General features: G+C 64.9%; 19 protein-coding genes. All 19 read right to left on the reverse strand.

Annotated elements, in window-relative coordinates; genetic code table 11:
* Nucleotides 1-13 precede the first annotated feature (13 nt).
* The 19 genes from ACVWYP_RS20820 to ACVWYP_RS20910 all read right to left on the reverse strand — a co-directional run bounded on the left by ACVWYP_RS20820 (nt 14) and on the right by ACVWYP_RS20910 (nt 21,249).
* A complete protein-coding gene (locus ACVWYP_RS20820) occupies nt 14-907 on the reverse strand; it encodes an FAD binding domain-containing protein (RefSeq protein WP_304499628.1) in 894 nt (297 codons plus the stop codon).
* The gene (locus ACVWYP_RS20825) at nt 904-1,917 is read right to left on the reverse strand and encodes an ABC transporter permease (RefSeq protein ID WP_304499629.1); all 1,014 of its coding nucleotides are present in this window, start codon (nt 1,915-1,917) and stop codon (nt 904-906) included. The genes ACVWYP_RS20820 and ACVWYP_RS20825 overlap by 4 nt, the downstream gene beginning before the upstream one ends.
* Nucleotides 1,910-2,926 carry an ABC transporter permease gene (locus tag ACVWYP_RS20830; RefSeq protein ID WP_304499630.1) on the reverse strand — a complete coding sequence of 339 codons (1,017 nt, stop codon included), beginning with the start codon at nt 2,924-2,926 and terminating at the stop codon, nt 1,910-1,912. The genes ACVWYP_RS20825 and ACVWYP_RS20830 overlap by 8 nt, the downstream gene beginning before the upstream one ends.
* Nucleotides 2,923-4,461, reverse strand: a complete 1,539-nt coding sequence (locus tag ACVWYP_RS20835) for a sugar ABC transporter ATP-binding protein (RefSeq protein ID WP_304499631.1) — start codon at nt 4,459-4,461, stop codon at nt 2,923-2,925. The genes ACVWYP_RS20830 and ACVWYP_RS20835 overlap by 4 nt, the downstream gene beginning before the upstream one ends.
* A 72-nt stretch (nt 4,462-4,533) precedes the next feature.
* Nucleotides 4,534-5,634 carry a TMAO reductase system periplasmic protein TorT gene (torT, locus tag ACVWYP_RS20840; RefSeq protein WP_304499632.1) on the reverse strand — a complete coding sequence of 367 codons (1,101 nt, stop codon included), beginning with the start codon at nt 5,632-5,634 and terminating at the stop codon, nt 4,534-4,536.
* 102 nt (nt 5,635-5,736) lie between these two features.
* Nucleotides 5,737-7,698, reverse strand: a complete 1,962-nt coding sequence (locus ACVWYP_RS20845; protein WP_304499633.1) for a hydantoinase B/oxoprolinase family protein — start codon at nt 7,696-7,698, stop codon at nt 5,737-5,739.
* Nucleotides 7,699-7,701: 3 nt separating this feature from the next.
* Entirely contained in the window at nt 7,702-9,729 is a 2,028-nt protein-coding gene (locus tag ACVWYP_RS20850; protein ID WP_304499634.1) for a hydantoinase/oxoprolinase family protein, read from the reverse strand.
* A 166-nt stretch (nt 9,730-9,895) separates the two neighbouring features.
* On the reverse strand, nt 9,896-10,855 hold the full coding sequence (locus tag ACVWYP_RS20855) for an AraC-like ligand-binding domain-containing protein (RefSeq protein ID WP_028345058.1): 960 nt from the start codon (nt 10,853-10,855) through the stop codon (nt 9,896-9,898).
* Nucleotides 10,856-10,960: 105 nt separating this feature from the next.
* Nucleotides 10,961-11,926 (reverse strand): LysR family transcriptional regulator, encoded by a 966-nt coding sequence (locus tag ACVWYP_RS20860; protein WP_304499635.1) that lies wholly within the window; start codon nt 11,924-11,926, stop codon nt 10,961-10,963.
* A 217-nt stretch (nt 11,927-12,143) separates the two neighbouring features.
* Nucleotides 12,144-13,121 carry a 5-oxoprolinase subunit C family protein gene (locus tag ACVWYP_RS20865; RefSeq protein WP_304499636.1) on the reverse strand — a complete coding sequence of 326 codons (978 nt, stop codon included), beginning with the start codon at nt 13,119-13,121 and terminating at the stop codon, nt 12,144-12,146.
* Nucleotides 13,111-13,986 carry a 5-oxoprolinase subunit B family protein gene (locus ACVWYP_RS20870; protein WP_028345055.1) on the reverse strand — a complete coding sequence of 292 codons (876 nt, stop codon included), beginning with the start codon at nt 13,984-13,986 and terminating at the stop codon, nt 13,111-13,113. Before ACVWYP_RS20870 ends, ACVWYP_RS20865 begins: the two co-directional genes overlap by 11 nt.
* A 42-nt stretch (nt 13,987-14,028) precedes the next feature.
* A complete protein-coding gene (locus ACVWYP_RS20875) occupies nt 14,029-15,429 on the reverse strand; it encodes an acetyl-CoA carboxylase biotin carboxylase subunit (protein WP_304499637.1) in 1,401 nt (466 codons plus the stop codon).
* 16 nt (nt 15,430-15,445) lie between these two features.
* Nucleotides 15,446-15,688 carry an acetyl-CoA carboxylase gene (locus tag ACVWYP_RS20880; RefSeq protein WP_018270951.1) on the reverse strand — a complete coding sequence of 81 codons (243 nt, stop codon included), beginning with the start codon at nt 15,686-15,688 and terminating at the stop codon, nt 15,446-15,448.
* 38 nt (nt 15,689-15,726) lie between these two features.
* On the reverse strand, nt 15,727-16,455 hold the full coding sequence (gene pxpA / locus ACVWYP_RS20885; RefSeq protein ID WP_028345053.1) for a 5-oxoprolinase subunit PxpA: 729 nt from the start codon (nt 16,453-16,455) through the stop codon (nt 15,727-15,729).
* Between the two features lie 89 nt (nt 16,456-16,544).
* A complete protein-coding gene (locus tag ACVWYP_RS20890) occupies nt 16,545-17,732 on the reverse strand; it encodes an ABC transporter substrate-binding protein (RefSeq protein ID WP_304499638.1) in 1,188 nt (395 codons plus the stop codon).
* 31 nt (nt 17,733-17,763) lie between these two features.
* On the reverse strand, nt 17,764-18,837 hold the full coding sequence (locus ACVWYP_RS20895) for a branched-chain amino acid ABC transporter permease (protein ID WP_304499639.1): 1,074 nt from the start codon (nt 18,835-18,837) through the stop codon (nt 17,764-17,766).
* Nucleotides 18,838-18,840: 3 nt separating this feature from the next.
* On the reverse strand, nt 18,841-19,755 hold the full coding sequence (locus tag ACVWYP_RS20900; protein ID WP_038381946.1) for a branched-chain amino acid ABC transporter permease: 915 nt from the start codon (nt 19,753-19,755) through the stop codon (nt 18,841-18,843).
* Between the two features lies 1 nt (nt 19,756).
* Nucleotides 19,757-20,479 carry an ABC transporter ATP-binding protein gene (locus ACVWYP_RS20905; protein WP_028345050.1) on the reverse strand — a complete coding sequence of 241 codons (723 nt, stop codon included), beginning with the start codon at nt 20,477-20,479 and terminating at the stop codon, nt 19,757-19,759.
* Nucleotides 20,476-21,249, reverse strand: coding sequence for an ABC transporter ATP-binding protein (locus tag ACVWYP_RS20910; protein ID WP_304499640.1), 774 nt, complete (start codon nt 21,247-21,249; stop codon nt 20,476-20,478). Before ACVWYP_RS20910 ends, ACVWYP_RS20905 begins: the two co-directional genes overlap by 4 nt.
* Nucleotides 21,250-21,322: the final 73 nt, after the last annotated feature.

The raw sequence follows: 21,322 nt of genomic DNA on the forward strand, positions 1-21,322 counted from the left end.
GGTCCCCACCAGTTCAGGAGCCAAGCGCTGCGATCGCAGCGCGGCGGACGAGACCGGGTAGCACGCTGACCCGATACCAGGCCGGGGCATCAACGCCGTCGCGGCCGACGAACTCGTCCGCCAACGCGGCCGCGGTCTGCGCGGCCTCCGCCGCATCGAGCGGACGTCCGATCAGCGCTGCCTCGAGCCGCTCCCAGCGCCGCGCCACCGGCTCGACTGAACCGACCGCGACGCGCGCCGCCTGGATACGGCCCGCTGCATCGATGCTGACCGACAGGCTGACGATGGCGACCGGGTAGTCACCCGATTTGCGCAGCGGCAGGCGGGCATGGGCGCTTCTGCGCGCCGCCCGCGGCAAGATGATCCGCGTCACCAGATGACCGGGGGGAAGGGACGATCGGATCTTCAGGAAATGCGCCAGGCCGATGCGCTCGCGGCAGTCGCGTGCGGACATTTCGACTTGGGCATCGAGGCAGAGCAGCGCCGGCACGCAATCCGCCGCGGCGAATTCCGCCGTCGCAAGGTTGCCGCCGATCGTCGCCATCGCGCGGATCGCGGGATTGGCGGAGCGGCCGGCGGCGTCGACCAGGACCGCGAATTCCGCAAGATCGGCCAGGGCCGCCGCGAGTGCCGCATGGGTAACCGCCGCGCCGATCTCGATTGCATCGCTGTCGATACGGACCGTGGTCAGCTCGGCGATCTTGCCGATCGCGACATAGTGTGGCTTCAACCGCTCGTGGCGGATCGGCGACCGCATGATCCATGTGCCGCCCGCAAAGGCGGCGCCGGCCGCGCCGAATTCGCTCAGTGCGTCGAGTGCGGAAGCGAGCGAGGGCGCGACGTAGATCGACGCAGGTGCCTCGTGCGTCTCGCCAGCGCCGCTCTGCATGGGAGAACCCGTCGTCATTGGCGCCGCTCCAGTCGCAGGCGATCGAGCAGAACGCCGACGATGACGATCGCGCCGAGCACGACCATCTGGACGTACCCGTCGATCCGGGTGAGGTTCATGCCGTTGGACAAAATGGTGATGAACAGGGCGCCGAGCACTGCGGTGCCGACCCCACCGCGACCGCCCGCCAGGCTTGTTCCGCCGACCACGGCGCCGGCAATCGCCTGCAGTGAAAGCGCTCCGCCGAGGTTCGGCTCGCCCGATCCGGTCCGCGCCGTCATCATGATCGCGCCGAGCGCCGCAAGCCCGGAGCACAGCACATAGGTCGCGATCAGGGTGCGCTTGACCGGCAGGCCGGCGACCGCCGCTGCGCGCGGGTTGGTGCCGATGAGGTAAAGCGAACGGCCGAACACCGTCCGCGTCAGGGTCCAATGGAGCACGGCGCCAACCCCGACCGTGATCGCGATAGCCGCCGGGATACCGAAGACGCCGCCGCCGTAGAATATCTGCGAGAACGGCGCCGGCACGCCTTGCACGGGCCGTCCGGACGACAGCGTGGTCGCAACTCCGATCGCGATATTGTAGCTGCCGAGCGTTGCGACGAAGGGGTTGACCCCGAGCAGCGCAATAACCACGCCGTTGAAGAGGCCGCATGCGGTGCCGAGCAGCAAACCGGCAGCGAGCCCCGCGAGCAGCACGGCGCCTGTACCATGGCCCGACGCCGTGGCGCCGGCCATCGCCAGCGCGGTGCCGACGCTCACCATCGATACGGTCGGGCCGAGTGCGAGGTCGAAGCCGCGCGTCAGGATCACTACGGTCTGGGCCATCGCGAACAGGGCCAGATAGCTGGTCTGCTGCGCAATGTTGAGCAGGTTGGCCGGCGACAACACGCCGCGGTCGACCGCCGCGAAGCCGAGCAACAGGGCCACCAATGCGACCGGCAGCACTGCGCTCCAGAGCCATCGACCCGGCGCCAATTTCGGGCGATCCGCGTTCTTGGCGGCGACGGACAATTCGAGGTCAGACACGAGCCTTGCTCCGTCGGCTGAGTTCATCCAGCGCCACGGCTGCGACCATGATGACGCCGAGGAAGACCGGCTGCAGCCGGGAGTCGACGTGCAAGAGGTTGAGCGCATTGCCCAGGATGGTCAGGAACAGGGCGCTGATGGCGACGATTTCGATGCGCCCGACGCCGCCGCGCAAGCTGACGCCGCCGATCACGGCGGCCGCGATCGATTGCAGCATCATCCGGTCGCCGCCGAAGCTGGCCTGGCCGGAGCCGACCTGCGCGGTCAGCAGGATGCCGGTCAGTGCCGCGAGCATGCTCGAGACAACGTAGGTGCCGACGACGTGGCGCTGAATCGATACGCCCGACACGATGGCCGCATCGACATTGCCGCCGATCGCGTAGACGTAACGGCCGAACAGTGTGCGCCGCTGCGCAAACACCATCACGATGATGATGACCAGCGCGACGTGGACGGCGGTCGGCAGGCCGAGCGCCTGGGCGCGCCCAAAGCCCTTCACGAAGATGTCGGGCATGCCGTAAACCGGGATTCCGTTGGTGATCATCAGGCCGACGCCCGCAGTCGCCGACATCGTGCCCAGGGTCACCACGAAGCCGGATACCTTGAGCTTCGCCACGCAGAATCCGTTGACGAGCCCGACCACGGCCCCGGAGCCGAGTCCGGCCGCTATCCCGCTGGCAATGATGAGGGCGTTGTTGCCGGGAAACGCGGTGGCTGCGGCGGCCATGGTCTTGGCGGTGACGACGCTCGCAAGCGCCACGACGGCGCCGACCGAGAGATCGAAGCCGCCCGCGATGATGACCAGCGCCTGACCGCAGGCGACGATCGCGAGCAGCGACGCGTTGCGCAGGATGTTGAGGATGTTGATGATGCCGTAGAACTGCGGATCGACCGCCGACATGCCGGCGACGAGCAAGACCAGCAGGGCCGGCAGGAACCCGAAACGGCCTGCGATCGATCGCAGGCCGATCGCGCCTTGCGGGTTTGCGGTGACCAGCGCGGTGTTCACGCGACCTCCGCGGCGAGATGGTCGCGGAAGAAGCTCGACAGCACGTTCTGCTCGGTCTTCTCGGCGCCCTTCAGCTCGGCGGCGATACGGCCGTGATGCATGACGTAGAGCCGGTTCGACAGCGCCAGAACCTCCGGCAATTCCGACGACACCACGATCACGGCGGCGCCGGCCTCGACCAGGCGCTTCATGAACTGGTAGACCTCGAGCTTGGCGCCGACGTCGATCCCGACGCTCGGCTCGTCGAACAGGAACACGGTCAGTTCACGCGTGAGCGCGCGTGCCAGCATCACTTTTTGACGGTTGCCGCCGGACAGCGCGCCGACGCTCCGTTCGATGTTCGGCGGCCTCAGCTGCAACCGCTCCATGATGTCCGCGATCGTGACGCGTTCGGCGGCCTGCCGCAGCACGCCGAAGCGCGCGAACGCGGGCAGGTCGAGCACCGTCATGGATGCGTTCTCGCGGATCGGACGGGATAGCGCGAGCCCTTCAGCAACTCGGTTGGCGGGAAAATAGGCGATGCCGCGCTTGAGGCTTTGCCTGGGGCTCGGGAATTCGTAAGGCAGACCGTCGATCCGGATCACGCCTGATGCCGTCGGCTCGATGCCGTAGACCGCGCGGATCAGCTCCGATTTGCCGCAGCCGACGAGACCTGCGATGCCGGTGATCTCGCCGGCGCGGGCATGGAAATTCACCTCCTGAACACTGCCATCCGCGAGCGTCAGGTTTTCGATGTCGACCATCATTTTGTCAGGCCGGTGGGCGATGGCCGGGAACAGCAGGTCGATCCTGCGGCCGGTCATCAGCTCCACCAGCTCGCCGTCGGTCGAGCCGGCGGCGTCCAGGGTCTGGATGTGGCGGCCGTCGCGCAGCACCGTCACACGGTCGGCAAGGGCGCGGATTTCGCGCATGCGATGCGAGACATAGATCAGCCCGACATTCTGGCTCTTCAGGCGCGCGATCAGCTCGAACAGCCGTCCGGTCTCGCGCTCGGTCAACGAGGCGGTCGGCTCGTCAAGGATCAAAAGGCGCACGCGGCCGAGCAGGGCCTTCGCGATTTCGGCCATCTGCTGGTGCGCGCGGGAAAGGTCGTCGATCCGTTGCGCCGGATCGAGATCGAAGCCGAGCTCGTCGATCAGCGCCCTGGCGCGCTTGCGCATCTCGCGTGAGCGCAGCACGCCGCCATGCGTGACCTCGCGGCCAAGGAACAGGTTCTCTTCCACCGTGAGGCTCGGGATAAGCGAGAACTCCTGAAAGACCGGGCTGATGCCGATCGCGCGGGCCCGCTGCGGTGTGAGATGATGGATCTCCTCGTCGCCAAAATGGAACGTGCCTTCGTCCGGCGGAAACGTTCCCGAGACGACATTGATCAGGGTCGATTTGCCGGCGCCGTTCTCGCCGAACAGGACGTGAAGCTCGCCGGCACGAACGTCGAGGTCGACCCGGTCGAGCGCGCGAACGCCGGTGAAGCGCTTCGATATCCCCCGCAATCGAAGCAGAGGCTCGGCAGGCTTCGGGGCGATCTCGACATCCATCCGCGTCTCCGTTGGGCCGTGAGCAGGACGGGTGGGAGCAGGTGCTCCCACCCGGCACCATTCGCGAGCGGCTTACTTGGCCTTGACCGAATAGACCGGTGTCCAGCTCGCCGGCGCCAGCACGAGGTCCATCTGCAATTTCGGTACCGTGGTCTTGTCGATGACCGCGGCGATCGGCTGGACAAGGCTCATGACCGGCTTCTTCTCGATGAGACGCACCGCCTGATCGATCGCAACGGCGCCTTCGCCGACCGGATACTGGGTTGCGAAGGCGAGGATGTCGCCGCGGTTGAGCGCATCGAGCATGGCCTGGTTTTCGTAAGACGATACGATCTTCAGGTCGCTTCGGCCGGCCTCGGCAACGGCGCCGATGGCGGCTTCAGCGGTGGGGGCGGTGCCCCAGATCACGTTCATGGCGGGATAGGCCTGCAAGGCGTCCTGAATGAGCTGAAGCTGCACGGCGACGCCGGAGTCGCCGAATTTCTCGGCCAGAATCTTGGCGTTCGGGTTCTTGGCAACGGCCTTCTTGAAGCCTTCGTTGAACGACTCCGCCCAGCCAGAGCCGGCCGGACCGGGGAACGTCACGATGTTGAGCTTGTCGCCAGGCTTGGATTGCGCCAGCAGGCCGGCGCCGGTGACTTCGCCCATGGCGACGAAGTCGACGTAGTTGGCCGCGGGCAGCGCGTTCGGCGGCAGCGGGTTGGTGACGCCGACGACCGGCACGCCCTTGGCCTTGGCTTCCTCGAACTTCTTGCTGAGGCCTGCGCCGGAGATGGCGCCGACGATGATGGCGTCCGGTCCGCTCGCCATGCAGTCATCGAATTGCGACAGCTGTTTCGGCAGGTTCTCGTAACCTCCGGCCTCGTAGAGGTTCATGTTGACGTTCATCGCCTCGGCCTGTTTGACGATGCCATAGGCAACGGCGACCCAGAAACTGTCCTTCATGTGCGGAAACAGCACACAGAGCCTGTAGGGCTTCTCGGCCTTCGGCAGCGGCGTGTACTCGGCCGGCTTCGGTGTGCCAGACGACGCGTCGTAGACCTTCATCGGAAACCACGGCGTCTCGGCCGCGGCCGGCGCGACCGCGGCGGCAAGGGTGAGGCCTGCGGCAAGGCCGAGCGCGCGGCGGATCGGCCAAACTCGATTGTGGGAAAGGCACGTCGTACTCGTCATAGCACAATCCTCATGGTTCGAATGAAAGTGGAGGGGCGATGTCGGATCCAGTTTTTCGTGAACGCTCTGTGCCGCCGGCGGCGGCGCGGCCGGCGATGGCAATCAACCCGCTTTCCACATTGCGACCGAGCGCCGCTCGAACACTTCGCGGAACTGGCGCGTGGATTCGGGAAGCAAGGCGCCGGTGCCCCAATCGAGGATCACCGCGTGCTTGCGGATCGCGTCGAGCGCGTCGATTGCCCCGCTGCGATAGCGTTGCGCCACCAGCTCCGGATCGAGCCGGACATTGACAACGCGCTCGGAGCGGATCTTCGCGCGGAGCGCCTCGGTCGCGACCTTGTCGACCTCGTAGTTGCAGAGCTCGGCGTCGATGGTGTGCACCACGACGCCATAGTCCTTGGCGGCGCGCTCGACCGAGACATAGTCGTCCTTGATATCCTCGACGACGAGGTTCGGATCGCGCTCCAGCGGATCGCCAAACCCGCCGCCGCCGGCGGTCGGACGCGAGAAAGTGTCGCCTTCGCCGATCGGGACGTCCGAGAAGATCGAGCCGAGCCGCTCCTCGGACGTGCTGCCGGCGCGCTTCAGGGTCAGGCCGTGCGGCATCGACGGCAGACCGCCCTCGATGCCCCACACGATCGCACGCTCGCGGTCGCAGATATAGGAAATCACGGTTTTTTCGGCCTGAAGCATCCGCGACGTCTTCACCACGCCGGCGCCGCCGCGCCACTTGCCGGGGCCGGGAGAGTCCTTGAGGATCTCGCATTCCGTCGTCAGGATCGGGTTGGCGCGCTCCTGGCCTTCGACCGGCTGCGACATCAGGCCGGTGCCGAAGCAGGCGGTCGTGACATTGCTGCCATCCTTGCCGTTGCGCCCGCCCCAGCCGCCGGGCAGCCAGTCATAGAACATGAAGATCGGCTTGTCGGAGCTGCGGGCATCGAGCCCGCCGGTGAGCAGATATTCGAGATTGAACGCGCAAGCGAGCGCGCGCTCCGGCATCAGCTTCGACCACATTTCGTAGATCGAGTTCATGATCTTCTCGAACGGCATCAGAAAGCCGGTGACCGCGATCGGCCATTTGGCGTCGACGATCGAGCCTTCGGGCGCGATGATCTCGAAGCAGCGGTAGAAACCGGAATTGAGCGGCAGGTCGGGGAAGAATGTCTTCATGCCGGCGGCGACGGCGGAAAAGGTCGCGCCGAACGCCGAATTGTAGATCGAGCCGATGGTCGGATGGCTGCCGGTGAAGTCGTAGATCGCGCGGTCGCCCTTGATTGTCATCTTGATGCGGATCGGGATCATGCCTTCGCCGCCGGCTGGATCGCGGTCGATGAAATCGACCGTCTCCCATTCGCCGTCAGGAAGCGCTGCGATGCGTTGGCGTGCCGAGCGTTCGACATAATCCTGCACGGCGGCAAGCCCGGTCTCGACGGTATCACGGCCATATTTGCCGACCAGGCGCAGGATCTCGCGTTCGCAGACGGCCGTCGCTTCGGCCTGTGCCTGGATATCGCCGATGATCGAGGCCGGATCGCGCGTATTCGAGGCGATCAGATGCGCGACGTCCTTGCGCAGGCCGTTCTTGTCGAACAGCCGGACCGGCGTGATGCGCAGGCCCTCGCGGAACATCTCGCGGGCGGCGACGTCGAACGATCCCGGCACGCTGCCGCCGACGTCGGACCAATGTCCGTTGGACTGGCTGAAGGCGATGATCTTGCCGTCGGCGAAGATCGGACGGATCAGGCGGACGTCCGAGAAGTGCGTGCCGCCGGCATAGGGATCGTTGATGGCGAAGACGTCGCCCTCATGCATGTCGCCTTCGAAATGGCGCATGACATCCTTGCAGGTGAAATGCAGCGTGCCGACGTGGACGGCGATATCCTGGTTGCCCTGCGCCGCGCATTCGCCGTTGGCGTCATGCAGCGCGCTCGAGAAATCGCGATTGTAGATGACAAAGGAGTAGCAGGTCCTCAAGACCTGCTCGCCCATCTGGTCGACGCTGGTGATGAAGGAGTTCTTCAGAACCTCGAAGGTCACGGGGTCGAGCGGGAGAGCTCCGGCCATGGTTCACTCCTTCACGCGGATGATGATGTTGAGATATTTGTCGACCTCGGCGCTGGCGCCGGGCGGAACGACGGTAGTGGCATCGACCTGTTCGATGATCGCGGGGCCTTGAAAAGAGAAGCCGCAGGGCAGGTCGTCGCGCCGATAGACGGGTGTATCGAGCCCGCTGCCCTCGAACCAGACCCTGCGGCGGCTGACCGGCTCGGGGCTAGCGCCGGTCGGCTCGTGGACGGCAAACTCGGCCTTGGGCACCACCCCCACTGCCTTCAGATTGAGACGGAAGAAGCTGACCGGTGCGCTGTCGCGGCGGAAATTGTATTCGCGCTGATGCTCGGCATGGAAGCTCTGCACCAGATCGGCGATCGCGCCGATCGGCCGCGGCGCGTTGACGGCAAGCGAACGCCACTGGCCGCGATACATCATGTCGATCGAGCGCTGCAGCACGATGTCTTGCTGCGCGACGCCCTCATGGGTCAACCGCGTGAGCGCGGCTTTCTCGAGCTCGGCGAACTGCGCCTCGATCTCGGTGGCGTCGGCCTCGGCGGCGTCGGCCATGCAGCTTTGCGAAAAATCGTGCTGCATGTCGACGAGCAGGCAACCGAGCGCCGAGGTCACGCCAGGATTGGGCGGTACGATCACGACGGGAATCGCCAGCTCACGTGCGACGTCGACCCCATGCAGGGCACCGGCGCCGCCGAACGCCACCAGCGCAAAATCGCGTGGATCGTAGCCGCGACTGATCGAGATCAGCCGCACCGCATCCGACATGTTGGCGTTGGCGACCTTGACGATTGCATCTGCGGCTTCATGCAGGCCGAGGCCGAACGGCTTGGCAACGCCGCCCTCGACCGCTTGCCGCGCCAGCTCGGGGTCGAGCTTGACCTTGCCACCGGCGAGATCGGTGCCAAGCCGGCCGAGCGTCACATTGGCATCGGTGTTGGTCGGTTGCGTATTGCCGTTGCCATAGCAGGCCGGTCCCGGATAGGCGCCGGCCGATTGCGGGCCGTTGCGCAGCGAGCCGGCCGGATCGGTCCAGGCCAGCGAGCCGCCGCCGGCACCGATGGTGAGCACCTCGATCGATGCGAAGCGGATCGGATAGCCGAACTCGATATGCCAGTCCTTGGTGATCCGCGACTGGCCCTCATAGGCCAGCGACACGTCGGTCGATGTGCCGCCCATGTCGAGGCCGATCGAATTGGGGAAACCGCAAAGACCGGCGATATGGCGGCTGGCGATGGCGCCGGCGGCGATGCCAGAGCCGGCAAGGCGCGCCGCGAAATCCTTCACGCTCGCCGGCGTCATCACGCCGCCACCGGTGTGCAGCAGCAGAAGGTCGCGAGTGTAGCCCTCGTCTGCGAGGCGTTCGCCGAGCCGGCTCGTGTAGTTGACGACGACCGGGCTCACCACGGCATTGGCGACCGTCGTCGAGAACCGCTCGTGCTCGAAGATTTCGGGAAGCACCTGCGAGGAGATCGAGACCGGAATGTCGGGCATCTCGGCCAGCAGAATATCGCGCATCGCGCGCTCATTGGCGCCGTTGAGATAGGCGTTCATGAAGCACACCGCGACTGCGGCGACGCCGCGACGCTTGAGGATGCGTGCGACGCTGCGCGCAGCTTCGACGTCGAGCGGCTCGATCACCGCGCCGGCAGCATCGACGCGTTCGGGCACGGTGAGGCGGTCGCGCCGTGGCACATAAGGCCGCACCACGTCCTTGTAGGTGTCCCAGAGGTCCTCCTTGTTGGCGCGCCGGATCTCGATGACGTCGCGGAACCCCTTGGTCGTGACCACCGCGGTGCGCGGCAGGCGGCGCGTGATCAGCGCATTGGTGGCAATCGTGGTGCCGTGCGAGAACAACGCCACCTTCGACAGGTCGATGCCGGCCTTGGATACGCCGCCCATGATCCCTTCGATCGGGTCGCGCGTGGAGGAGGTCTTCTCGATCCGCACGAGACCGGTCGTCTCGTCCATGATGCAGATGTCGGTGAAGGTGCCTCCGACGTCGACGGCCACACGAAGGTTCTGCGCCATGCCTCTTCCTTTCGAACGAGCGTTTCGCCGATCTTAGGCGGAGCGGCGGCTTCGGTTCTTGACGCTGAGCGCAGGAAGATTTGTGCGAGAGAGCGAACCGTGCCGGTGCCCATACATGCCCAGACCGGCGGCGGTGTGCCTAAGAATCGATCAGCAGGGCCAGTCTTCAGGAGTTGGCTGTGCGCGAAATGGCGCGCGCCTCGCTCGGGGTGCATCCGAACCGGCCGCGATAGTTGCGGCTGAACTGCGCCTGGTCGGCAAAGCCCCATTGATAGGCGATTTCCGAAATGCTCTTGCGGCAGTTCGCGTCGCGCAGCAAGGCGTCGCACATTGAAAGGCGCTGGTTGCGGATGTAGGCGCAGACGGTCAGACCTTCGCCCTCGAAAATCTGGTGCAAATAGCGCAGCGAGATGCCGCAGCCGTCGGCAATCATCTGCGGTGTGAGCCGCATATCGTCGAGGCGGGCACGGATGAATTGCTCGCAACGCAGCAAATGGCCGTTGCGCACGGAGGACGAGTGACCGGTCAACACACGGTCGTCGGATTCAATGGCCATCGCAAGCAGCTCGATCAGGTGCTTGCCCATCATCGTGCGCGCCGTCTCGTCCATTTCCTCGATCCGTTCACCGGAGAGGCGCAGCGTGTCGACGAACAGCGCGCCGACGCTGCGGCTGGCGTCGAATTGCAGCGTCGCGAGGCGCTCGGGCCGGGAAATGCGGGCGCGCAGCACTGCGCTCGGGATCTTCAGGCACCATAGCGCCGTCGGATCCTGATGGCTGAACTCGTAGGGCAGGTGGCTGCGTTCGATCAGGAACGCGCCCGGCCGGCAATGCACCACCTTGCCGTCCTGCTCGAAACGGATTTCGGCGAGCTCGGGCACCGTGATCAGGAAGGATTCCTCCCGCTCGCTCAGGAGATGCCGCTCATGCCGCTTGTACAGCAGGCCGTTGGCAATGTTGCGGGACACCGAGACAGGGCCCATCGACCAGGCGCCGAGGCGCGCATTGAAGTCGCGCGTGCTCGGGAAGCGCAGGTCGAGCGAGTAATAGGTCTTCGAGACGACCTCCTGCCAGTACTGGCGGCGGGTCTGCGACGGAATGTCGTTGGTCGTGTACGTGACTTGCATGTCTCACTCCCGCCGCCGGCTGTGCCTCCGGTCGTCGTGTCCCCGAACAAAGTTTGGCGAGGACAGCCGGACGGCGTCAAGTCGAATAAAACGGAAACTGATATTCTAGATTTCGATGGCCTCCTCGGCCTGGTGCCGGTGATCGACGCTGACCGGGGGCCGGGCGGGCCCGACGCCGGCAACCGCAAAGCGCATGAAATCGCGGAAAGCCATGGCAGCCTCCGATGGCTTGGTGTCGCGACGCCAGGCAAGACCGATGTCCATGCTGGGCACCTCGTCCTCGATGACGCGGGTCTCGATCCGCTGCCCCTCCAGCGACCAGGGCCGGTAGATCAGGTCGGACAGAATGGCGATCCCCATGCCGCCGGCGACCATGGAGCGGACGGCTTCGACCGAGGAGGTGCGGAACACCGTCTTCGGTTCGAGTGAGGCGTTGTTCCAATAGCGCATCGAGGTGTGCTTGGCCTCGTCGACCGTGAGCATGACATAGGGATAGGTCGCGACGTCAGCGAGGTGGACCCGCTCGGCACGGGTCAGGGGATGTTCGGGCGCAAGCCACAGCCGGCGCGGCGATCGCAGCAATGTCTCGCTGGTGAGCATGGCGTTGTCGCGCAGGTTCGACACCAGCATCACCGCGAGGTCGAGCGCACCATCGACGAGTGCGCGTTCGAGCACGTCGCGCGGCGCCTCGAACAGCTCGATCGTGATTCCGGGGAAACTCGCCTTGAAGCGCATCTGATGACGCGGCAGGAAGTAGCCCGACACGGTGTAGGTGACGCCGACGCGGATCGTCCCGAACAGGGGACCGGCGGACATCTGCGTGTCGCGCACCGCCTCGGCGACGGCGGCGAGGATATGACGGCCCTGGGAGAGGAAGCGGCTGCCCTCCATGGTGACGGTTACGCCGTTCGGCGCGCGCTCCAGCAAGCGGGCGCAGACGGTGGCCTCGAGCTGCTGGATCGCCGCGGTGACCGCGGATTGCGAGACGTTGAGATCGATGGCCGCCTGGCTGATCCGCCCGGTCTCGGCGGCGGCGACGAAGTAGCGGATCTGTTTCAGAGAAACGGACATCGCGGTTGTTCCGATGTTTGCATAACTCATGAGCAGTGTTTCTCAGCCCGAATGTGTCCGCTGCAACTCTCGTGCCGCCCGACGGACAGCACGCCGTGGCACCGACCTCAGATGTGCGAGCGCGCAACCGACAGCCACAGGTTTAGACGTGACCATGCGCGATCGCGTCGGCGCCGGCGGCCGAGGTCCGTTGGCAGATGCGGCGAGCTCCTGGCGATTACGCCATGGCGCTGCGAAGCTTGCCCAGCAGCTCGGTCCGGCTCTTGCGTGCCGCAAGCGCCTGATCCATGTCGACCTTGACGAACTTCACCGGCGTGTTGGGCTGCAGCTGGCCGATCAGATCCATATCGGCGGCGATCACGGTGCCGACCATGAAGTAGCCGCCGCCGGATACGGCGTCGCGATGCAGCACGATCGGCTCGGTACCGCCGGGAACCTGGATCGAGCCGTAGGGATAGCAGGCATCGGTGATGTTGGACGGATCGGAGCCGGCGCCGAACGGCGGTTCGCGCGGAACGAATTCGAGCGGCTTGCCACCCTTGAAGCGGTAGCCGATCCGGTCGGCTTCCGGCGCGACCTTCCAGGTGTCGGAGAAGAAGCCGTTGCCGGCGGCCTCGGTGATGCGGTGCCAATAGAGGCCGGGCATGGCGCGCAGCTCTGTCGGCATTCCCGCCGGTTGTCCGCGCAAATCGTTGGCGACGGTGCGACCGTCCTTGACCGTCGCGCTGGCATGGCCGACCGGCAATTCGTCGCCGGCCTCGAGCTTGCGGCCCTTGAAGCCGCCGAGCGCGCCGAGTGCGTAGGTCGATCGCGAGCCGAGCACCACGGGCACATCGATGCCACCGGCGACCGCGATGTAGCCGCGCGCGCCTCGCTTGAGGAAGTCGAAGGAGAGAATCTGGCCGCGCTTCACCTTGAAGCTGGTCCAGGTCTCGCGCGGGTCGCCGTCGAGTTTCGGCGGCAGCTCCGCGCCGGTGACGGCGACCGTGGCGTCCTTGGTGAATTCAAGCTCGGGCCCCATGAACACCGCTTCAAGCACCGCTGCGCCTGCATCATTGCCGACGAGCAGATTTGCGGCGACCAGCGCGTGACGGTCCATGCCCCCGGAGAGCGGGATGCCGATGTGATAATAGCCGGGACGTCCGAGGTCCTGGACGGTGGTCGCAAGACCCGGCTTCAAAACCCTAACGGCCATGGAGAACTCCATCGAGCTTGCTGTTGTAGCCATCAATGTCGCGGTTGAACTCGGTCAGCGAGAACGAGACGTCGCGGATCACGGGCGCAAATCGGCCGGCGTCGACGTCGGCGACCGCAGCGTCATAGGCCGCCCGGTCGATCGGTTTCCATTTCACGATGTCGCCCGGTTTGAACAGGCACATGAAGTCGCGCAAATAGCTGATGGTCTGGTTGGGATCATAGATGGGCATCGGCGTGATGCCGAACATCTGGTAACCGCCGGCGCCGCGCACCGAATAGATGCAGCTGAAACAGCCGCCATGCCCGACGGTGAGCTTCGGCGTATCCGTGCGCGGGCGCAGATATTTCGGGGCCTGAAGCTGCCGCTTGCGCTCGACCATCTGGTAGAGGAAGGGCAGGCCGGCGACGAAGCCGACCATCGAGACGAACCAGGGCGCGCTGGAATGCGCCTTGATGAAGGCATCGACGCTGTCGAGGCCGTTGATGCGCGCAGCGTATTCGAGGTCGGTGCCATCAGGATCCTGGTGACGCTCGCGGAAGCGCATCAAGGTCTCATGGGTCCAGGGATCGTTGTAGAGCACGGGAATCTCGATGATCCGCGTCTTGATTACCGGTTCCGATTTCTCGGATGCGGAATCCAGCCGCTTCAGCTCGGCGAGGAGATCGTCCGGCTTGATCTGATCCGGATCGAACTTGACCTGATAGGACGCGTTCGCCGGGCAGATCTCGGTGACGCCCTTGATCCTGGCATCGCGCACCGCATTGGTGATGAACAGGCTCTTGAAAAAGGCCTCGAGCGACATCGCTTCGCCGACCTCGGCGAAAATGTGCTCATCGCCGCCGAAGGAAAATCGAGTTTGCATGCTAGCGGCCTCCTGTTGCTGACGGGGCGGATTCTCTCGACATCATGAGGCGACCTTCGCGGGTGATGGCGGCTGAGCGGTGGCAAGGGCGGCGGCATGGGACTCAAGCCATGGTTCGAGCCATGCCGTATGGAAGCGTCCAGCCTGGACGTCGGCGTCGCGCGCCAGCGCCTGGTGCAGGGGCTTGGTCGTGAAAATGCCTTCGACGCTGAGCTCGGCAAGCGCGTGCTCGAGTTTCTTCATGGCGCTCGGCCGGTCCTTGTCGTGCACGATCAGCTTGCCGAGCAGGCTGTCGTAGAAGGGAGGCACCGTGTAGCCCTGATAGAGCATGCTGTCGAAGCGAACGCCGTCGCCGACGGGCAGGCTGAGCGCGCTCACCGTGCCCGGGTTCGGCAGGAAGTTTCTGGCGGGATCCTCGGCGTTGATACGGACCTCGATCGAATGGCCGCTAACGCGCATCTCGTTCTGGCCGATGCGCAAGCGTTCGCCGCCGGCGATCTGGATCATCTCGCGGACGAGGTCGATGCCCGTGATCATTTCCGTGACCGGATGCTCGACCTGGATGCGAGTGTTCATCTCCAGGAAGTAGAATTCGCCGGTGACGTCGTCGTAGAGATATTCGAGCGTCCCGGCGCCGCGATAATTGACCGCTCTGGCGAGTGCCACGGCCGAGGTGCAGAGTCTCTCCCGCACGGCCTGGGTGAGCGAGGGCGAGGGGGCTTCTTCCCACACTTTCTGGCGGCGGCGCTGCAACGAGCATTCGCGCTCGAAGCAATGGATCACGTCGTGTCCGTCGCCGAGCACCTGCACCTCGATATGCCGCGCGCCTTCGATCAGCTTTTCGACGTAAAGCCCGCCGTCGCCAAAGGCCGCGAGCGCCTCGGCCTGTGCCTGCGGCATCAGATGCCGAAACTCCTCTGGCGAACGCGCAATGCGGATGCCGCGTCCGCCACCTCCGGCGGCGGCCTTGATCATCACGGGGAAGCCGGTTTTCTCGACCAGTGCGAAAGCCGCCTCCGCCGACTCCAGCCGCCCCTGGCTGCCGGGGACGGTCGGCACGCCGGCCGCGGCGGCGGCCTCGCGTGCCGCGACCTTGTCGCCCATCAGCCGGATCGATTGCGCGGTCGGGCCGACAAAGATCAATCCCGACGCTTCGACGGCGGCGGCGAACTCGGCGTTCTCGGCCAGGAAGCCGTAGCCGGGATGGATGGCGTCGGCGCCGGTGCTCCGCGCCGCGGCGAGGATGGCCGTCTGGTTGAGATAGGATTTCGACGCCTGCGGCGGACCGATATCGACCGCTTCGTCGGCGAGCCTGACCGCAAGCGAGTCCTGGTCGGCCTTGCTGTAGACCTGCACGGTTGCAATGCCGAGATCGCGCGCTGCGCGGATGATGCGCACCGCGATCTCGCCGCGATTGGCTATGAGGAGCTTCTTGATCGCCATGGCTGGTCGAAGAGCCCTAAACGTCGATTTCGGCGATCGGCTGGCCGGCCATCACGGCATCTTCATTCTCGGCCAGGAAGCGGACGATCTTGCCGGCGATGCCGGCTTTCACCTCGTTGAACGATTTCATCACCTCGATAAGCCCGATCGTGTCGCTCTCGGCGACGGCGTCGCCGTCGTTCTTGTAGACCGGCTTGTCGGGCGCGGGCTTGCGATAAAAGATGCCTGGGAGCGGCGAGAAGATCTGCTGCGTTGCCATTGTTTCCTCGTGGTGTGTTGGTTCGTTGCCGCGACGGTTCAGCGCGCGGTGAGATAGGGGCGCACCGCCTCGCGGACGGCCTCGGCGATGGCAACAGCGTTCGGCGTGTCGGAGTGGATGCAGATCGAATCGGAGCCGACCACGATGTCGTTTCCGGCCACCGTGCGCGTCTTGCCTTCATTGACCGCCCTTGCGCATCGGGTGGCGGCGTCGGCCGGATCCTTCGCCTCGTGCTCGCGGGTGATGATCAGGCTGCCGTCGGCATTGTAGTCGAGGTCGGCATAGTATTCGGCGACGAAGGCATGACCGCGCCGCTCGTAGACCTTCTGGTGCAGCGTTCCCTTCATGCCGAGCAGCGGCACCTTGTAGACGTCAGCGGCATCAGCCACGGCTTCGGCGATCTCCTCGTTGCGCGATGCCATGCCGTAAAGTGCGCCGTGCGGCTTGATGTGATTGAGCGCCATGCCTTCGGCATCCAGGAAGGCCTTGAGTGCGCCGATCTGATAGAGCAGGCAATTGGCCAGCTCCTCGCGGTCGATCTTCATCTCCCGGCGACCAAATCCCTGCAGATCGGGCAGCGACGGGTGCGCCCCGACCTTGACGCCAAATTGCTTGGCGAGCTGCACGGTCTTGCGCATGTGATTGAAGTCGGAGGCATGAAAGCCGCAAGCGACGTTCGCGACGTCGATATGAGGCATCAATGCCTTGTCGTCGCCCATCTTGTAGAGGCCGTAGGCCTCGCCCATGTCGCAGTTGATCACGACCATCTCCTGATTTCCTTCCAACTGGCTTTGCATATGACCGGCGAAGGCCGCCCAGGGTATGACTGGCGCACCCAGGGCGGCGCATTGCCGGGTTACTTGGACACCAGATAGTCGAGCGGGATCTTTTCCGAGATCGTCCACTGGTCGATCACCTGAGGCTTGCCGGCCTCGGTATCGACGATCAGATAACGACCCTGGTTCTGGTGGTGGATGTCCTTGGTGAAGGTGCGCGGCCCGAACAGCGTGGACTCGTTGTTCATCTTCTCGAGCTCGGCCACGACGGCTGCCGCATCGGTCGATTTGGCGCGTTCGACCGCCTTGGCCCAGACGTCGATCAGGACGTAGCCCGGATAGACGTACTGGCTGGAGGGGTCACCGCCGGTGACCTCCTTGTACTTCTTGTTGAACTCGTTGACCTTCGGGTTCGGATCGTCGCCATAGACCGAGCCCTGCACCGGGACGTAGAAGTTCGAGAGGTCAGGAACGGCGTTCATCCAGTAGCTGCCGTCGACACCCGACCCGTTGAGGATCATCGACTTGATGCCGGCGGCACGGATCTGCTTGATGGCGGAGACAGCGCCCGGCATCATTGTGCAGAGCATGATGGCGTCAGGCTCCTTCGGCAGGCTCTTGATGCGCGTGATCTGCGAAGCGATCGAGGCATCGTCGTTCTTGAAGGTGTCGCTGCCGACCAGCTTGGCCTCCTTCAGGCGCGGCAGCATCCAGTCGAAGCCGTCGCAGATGCCCTTGTTGTAGACGGTCCAGCTGTCGAGCAGCCGATAGAAGCTGCGTGCGTTCTTCTTGGTGTAAGCCCATTCCGACATGGTCGCTCCCTGCACCGGTGCCAGCACCGAGGCCGAGAACGAGAACGGGCCGACGCCGGGGATGCCGGCCTTGATCGATTCGGCGCAGAGGAAGAAGGAAACCTTGCCGGCAGCCTGCGCCTGCAGCGCCGCGGGCGCGCCGAAATCGTAGTCGCAGGAGACGATGACGAGGTCGGCACCCAGGTCGAGCACCGCAAGGCCGGCTTTGGCACCCTCGGCCTGATCGGTCTTGGTGTCGGCAAAGACGGGCTTGATCTTCTTGCCGAGCAGGCCGCCGGCCTTGTTGATCTCCTCGATCCGGATCAGCGCCGCGTCCTGCGCCGGCTTGTCATAGGCCTGCATGAATCCGGATGCAGCGGTCGCAAATCCAACAACGATCTCGTTGGCTGCCCGGGCCGGCGTGAACCAGAGCGCGGATGCTCCGGCCAAGATGCTGAGTAATGTCGTAAAGCGCATAACCCCACTCCTCCAATTGTACAAACGAGCGTCAGTGCAGTTCCTTCAGCGCGGTCTGAACCGGTGGCGTCAGGCGGCGCTGCAACGGCCATCGACGCCAGGAGAATTCCTGGTTGCGGGTCAGTCCCGTCGGCAAGTACATCAGGATCGCGATGGTGATGATGCCGATCGCGATCTCCTGGACACCGTTCGGCAGGCCGACGGTGTGACCGCCGAGGCTGATGCCCTTTTCGAGATTGCGGAACAGCTCGATCAGCACGGATATCGCGACCACGCCCGAGACGGCTCCGCTGAGGCTGTACATGCCGCCGACCACCAGCATCGACAGCGTAATGAACGTCGTCCGCAGATAGAATGCGCCGGGATTGACGATGCTCAGGAAATGCGCGTACAGCGCGCCGGCGAGCCCGATGATGAAGGCGCTGACGACGAAGGCGATCAGCCGCTCGCGAACGATATCGATGCCGGAGGCGCTGGCCGCGACGGCTTCGTCTCGCGTGGCGCGAAGTGCCAGTCCGGAGCGCGAGATCGAGTAGAGATAGGCGATCGCGATGGCCACGGCGCCGCCGATCCATCCGGTCCAGACATTCATGGTGGGCGGAATGCCGACGATCGAACCCTGTCCGCCCGTCACCGAATCCCAGTTCGAATAGACATTGTTGACGACGCCGAGCAGGCCGAAGGTCGCAATCGAGGCTGCGATGCCCGACAGGCGCATGATGACGCGGCCGACGATCAGCGCGAACAGTGCCGCAAACAGTCCGGATATCGGCGTCGCCACCCACATCGGCAGTTGCGCGTGGAGCAGCCACGCCGGCAGGCCCTTGAGCGTGATCGACTTCATCACCGGCGGAATGGTGAGCCAGGCGGTCATGTAGGCGCCGAGGCACATGAAGCTGATATGGCCGAACGACAGCAGGCCCGAATTGCCGACGAAGACGTAGAGCCCGACCACCACCATGATGTTGATGAACATCTCGACCACGGTGCGGTTGAAGGCCCGGCTGCCGAATTGATAGGAGAGGGCGGCCATGATGAGCAGCGCCACGATCAGCACGATCGGCGTGATGATCGTTTGCCGGATGACGGACGGCCGCTGCGACATCGATCAGACCCTCTGCTTGGCGGATTTCGGTGCGAACAGGCCCTGCGGCCGCACCAGAAGGACGACGATGACGGCGCCGTAGACGAAGGCGTCGCGGAATACCCTGGCGTCGTGTGGCAGGGTCGCCTGGAACACGACGCTGGCCGCACCGATCAGGAAGCCGGCGGCAACGGCGCCGGGAATGCTGCCGAGGCCGCCGATCACGGTCGCGATGAACGCGATCAGCATCACGTTGGCGCCCATGCCGATGTCGGCGGTGCCGGAATTGGTCGCCAGGATCAGGCCGATCGCCGCCGCCAGCATGCCGCTGATGGCGAAGGCCAGCAGGATCACGCCGTTGGCGCGGACCCCGAGCATGCGCGCCATGGTGAAATTGTCGGCGGCCGCGCGCATCTCGAGCCCGTAGCGCGTGCGCTTGAGGAACAGGACGAGGACCACCAGCACGGCCAGCGTGATGATGATGGTCACGACCTGGAGCATCGGGATGTGAGCGCCGAGGAGTTCGACCGGCAGGCCAAGGCTCGGCCACAGGGTGATCGATTTCGGCCGGCTGGAAAACAGCATCAGCAGGAGATGCCGGATCACGAAGCCGAGCGCGAAGGAAGCGATCATCATCGTCGCCGGATTGGCATTGCGGAAGCGGCGGAAGACGACGATCTCCGACAGGATCGACAGCGCGGCTCCGATCAGGAGCAGCAGTGGGATCAACAGATAGAACGGCAGCTGCCCGGCAAAGACGATCGCCGCCGCGTCGATCGACGGCCACAGCATGGCGAAGACGCAAAACGCGATGAAATCGCCGTGGGCGAAGTTGACGAGCCGCATCACGCCGAAGATCAGGGCGATGCCGAGCGCGCCAAGGGCGTAGAGGCTACCGAGGCTGAGGGCATCGAAGATGATCTGGAGCAGCTCGCGCATCTCAATGATCTCCGAAGCCGAAATAGGACTGCTTCAGACGATCATCCCTGACCATATCGGCCGCTGGGCCCTCGAGCACGATGCGGCCGCCGCGGATCAGGACCATCCGTCCGCCCGTCATCATGGCGCGTGTCGAGCTCTGCTCGACGATCAGGAGGGTGAGCTTGCGCTGCGTCCGCAGCCGCACCAGGATCTCATAGACCTGGTCGATGATTTTTGGCGCAAGGCCCAGCGACGGCTCGTCGATCGCCATGATGCGGGGCGCGGCCATCAAGGCGCGGCCAATGACGAGCATCTGCTGCTGACCGCCGGAGAGCATGCCCGCCGGGGTGTGGCGGCGCTCGGCCAGCATCGGGAATTCCTCGTAGACCTGATCCAGATCGTCGGCGATCTTCTTGCGGTCGGCGCGCATCCCGGTCCCGACCTTCAGATTCTCCTCGATCGTCAGCGCGCCAAAGACATTGCGTCCCTCCGGAACCAGGGAGAATCCACGCCGGGCGATGTCTTCGGGCGCGGCACCCGTGATCTTTGCGCCATCGATCATGATGGACCCGGAGCCCGGTGGCACGACGCCCGCGATGGCGTTGAGCAAGGTCGACTTGCCGGCGCCGTTCGGGCCGGTCACGAACAGGATTTCGCCTTCCTCGATGTTCAGCGTCAGGCCGCGGAGAGCCGTCAGGCGCCCGTAGCTGACGGTGATGTCGTCGACGGCAAGCAGCGTCATGACGCGACGGCCTCTTCGGCGGCGACCGGCGGAAGCAGCTCGTCGCGCTGCGTACCCATATAGGCGTGCCTCACCGCATCGCTGTCACGGATCTGAGCGGGCGGGCCGACTTCGATGACCTCGCCGGAATCGAGGACGTAGATCCGTTCGCAGAGCTCGAGCACGAGGCCGATATTGTGCTCGATCAGCAGCACCCCGACATTGAGCTCGCCGGCGATCCGCCGGATGATGGCGGCAAGTTCGTGGCTCTCATGCTCCGACATTCCAGCCGCCGGTTCGTCGAGCAGCAGATAGCGCGGTGTGCACATGATGGCGCGGCCGATCGCGACGCGGCGCTCGTCGGTATAGGGCAGGGCGCCGGCAATCGTGTTGGACAGATGCGAAATGCCGAGCCAGGCCATCACGCGCTCGGCTTCTCCGATCGCCTCCGGACGGGATTGGCCCAGGCCGACGCCGGTCACCTCAAGGTTGTCCATCACCGGCAGGTCGCGGAAAAGCCGGCCCGACTGGAAGGTCCGCGCCACGCCTTTGCGGCGCAGCTTGTGCGCTGCAATGCCATTCAGCGTGTCGCCCTCCAGTTCCATGGTTCCGGCGCCAACCGGCTGGAAACCCGTCAGCACGTTAATAAGGGTGGTCTTGCCGGCTCCATTCGGACCGATCAGTCCGACGATACGTCCCCGCGGTACGGTCAAGGTCACGTTGGACAGCGCCTTCAGGCCTTCGAATTGGACGCTGATATCGCGAGCGACCAATTCCAAACCATCGGACATGACCTCAATGCCTCTCACTCGCGAACCGACGGATTGATTTTTCCGTTCCCCCGGGGGATTGTAAAATTCGAAA

The sequence above is a fragment of the Bradyrhizobium sp. USDA 3262 genome (assembly GCF_054060035.1).

Coding starts and splice junctions, on each gene's coding strand:
- torT (WP_304499632.1), bottom strand. CDS start 5,634: ATGACGAGTACGACGTGCCTTTCCCACAATCGAGTTTGGCCGATCCGC.
- ACVWYP_RS20910 (WP_304499640.1), bottom strand. CDS start 21,249: ATGTCCGATGGTTTGGAATTGGTCGCTCGCGATATCAGCGTCCAATTC.
- ACVWYP_RS20865 (WP_304499636.1), bottom strand. CDS start 13,121: ATGGCCGTTAGGGTTTTGAAGCCGGGTCTTGCGACCACCGTCCAGGAC.
- ACVWYP_RS20855 (WP_028345058.1), bottom strand. CDS start 10,855: ATGCAAGTCACGTACACGACCAACGACATTCCGTCGCAGACCCGCCGC.
- ACVWYP_RS20905 (WP_028345050.1), bottom strand. CDS start 20,479: ATGACGCTGCTTGCCGTCGACGACATCACCGTCAGCTACGGGCGCCTG.
- ACVWYP_RS20870 (WP_028345055.1), bottom strand. CDS start 13,986: ATGCAAACTCGATTTTCCTTCGGCGGCGATGAGCACATTTTCGCCGAG.
- ACVWYP_RS20845 (WP_304499633.1), bottom strand. CDS start 7,698: ATGGCCGGAGCTCTCCCGCTCGACCCCGTGACCTTCGAGGTTCTGAAG.
- ACVWYP_RS20835 (WP_304499631.1), bottom strand. CDS start 4,461: ATGGATGTCGAGATCGCCCCGAAGCCTGCCGAGCCTCTGCTTCGATTG.
- ACVWYP_RS20895 (WP_304499639.1), bottom strand. CDS start 18,837: ATGTCGCAGCGGCCGTCCGTCATCCGGCAAACGATCATCACGCCGATC.
- ACVWYP_RS20900 (WP_038381946.1), bottom strand. CDS start 19,755: ATGCGCGAGCTGCTCCAGATCATCTTCGATGCCCTCAGCCTCGGTAGC.
- ACVWYP_RS20875 (WP_304499637.1), bottom strand. CDS start 15,429: ATGGCGATCAAGAAGCTCCTCATAGCCAATCGCGGCGAGATCGCGGTG.
- ACVWYP_RS20860 (WP_304499635.1), bottom strand. CDS start 11,926: ATGTCCGTTTCTCTGAAACAGATCCGCTACTTCGTCGCCGCCGCCGAG.
- ACVWYP_RS20880 (WP_018270951.1), bottom strand. CDS start 15,688: ATGGCAACGCAGCAGATCTTCTCGCCGCTCCCAGGCATCTTTTATCGC.
- ACVWYP_RS20850 (WP_304499634.1), bottom strand. CDS start 9,729: ATGGCGCAGAACCTTCGTGTGGCCGTCGACGTCGGAGGCACCTTCACC.
- pxpA (WP_028345053.1), bottom strand. CDS start 16,455: ATGGTCGTGATCAACTGCGACATGGGCGAGGCCTACGGCCTCTACAAG.
- ACVWYP_RS20820 (WP_304499628.1), bottom strand. CDS start 907: ATGACGACGGGTTCTCCCATGCAGAGCGGCGCTGGCGAGACGCACGAG.
- ACVWYP_RS20890 (WP_304499638.1), bottom strand. CDS start 17,732: ATGCGCTTTACGACATTACTCAGCATCTTGGCCGGAGCATCCGCGCTC.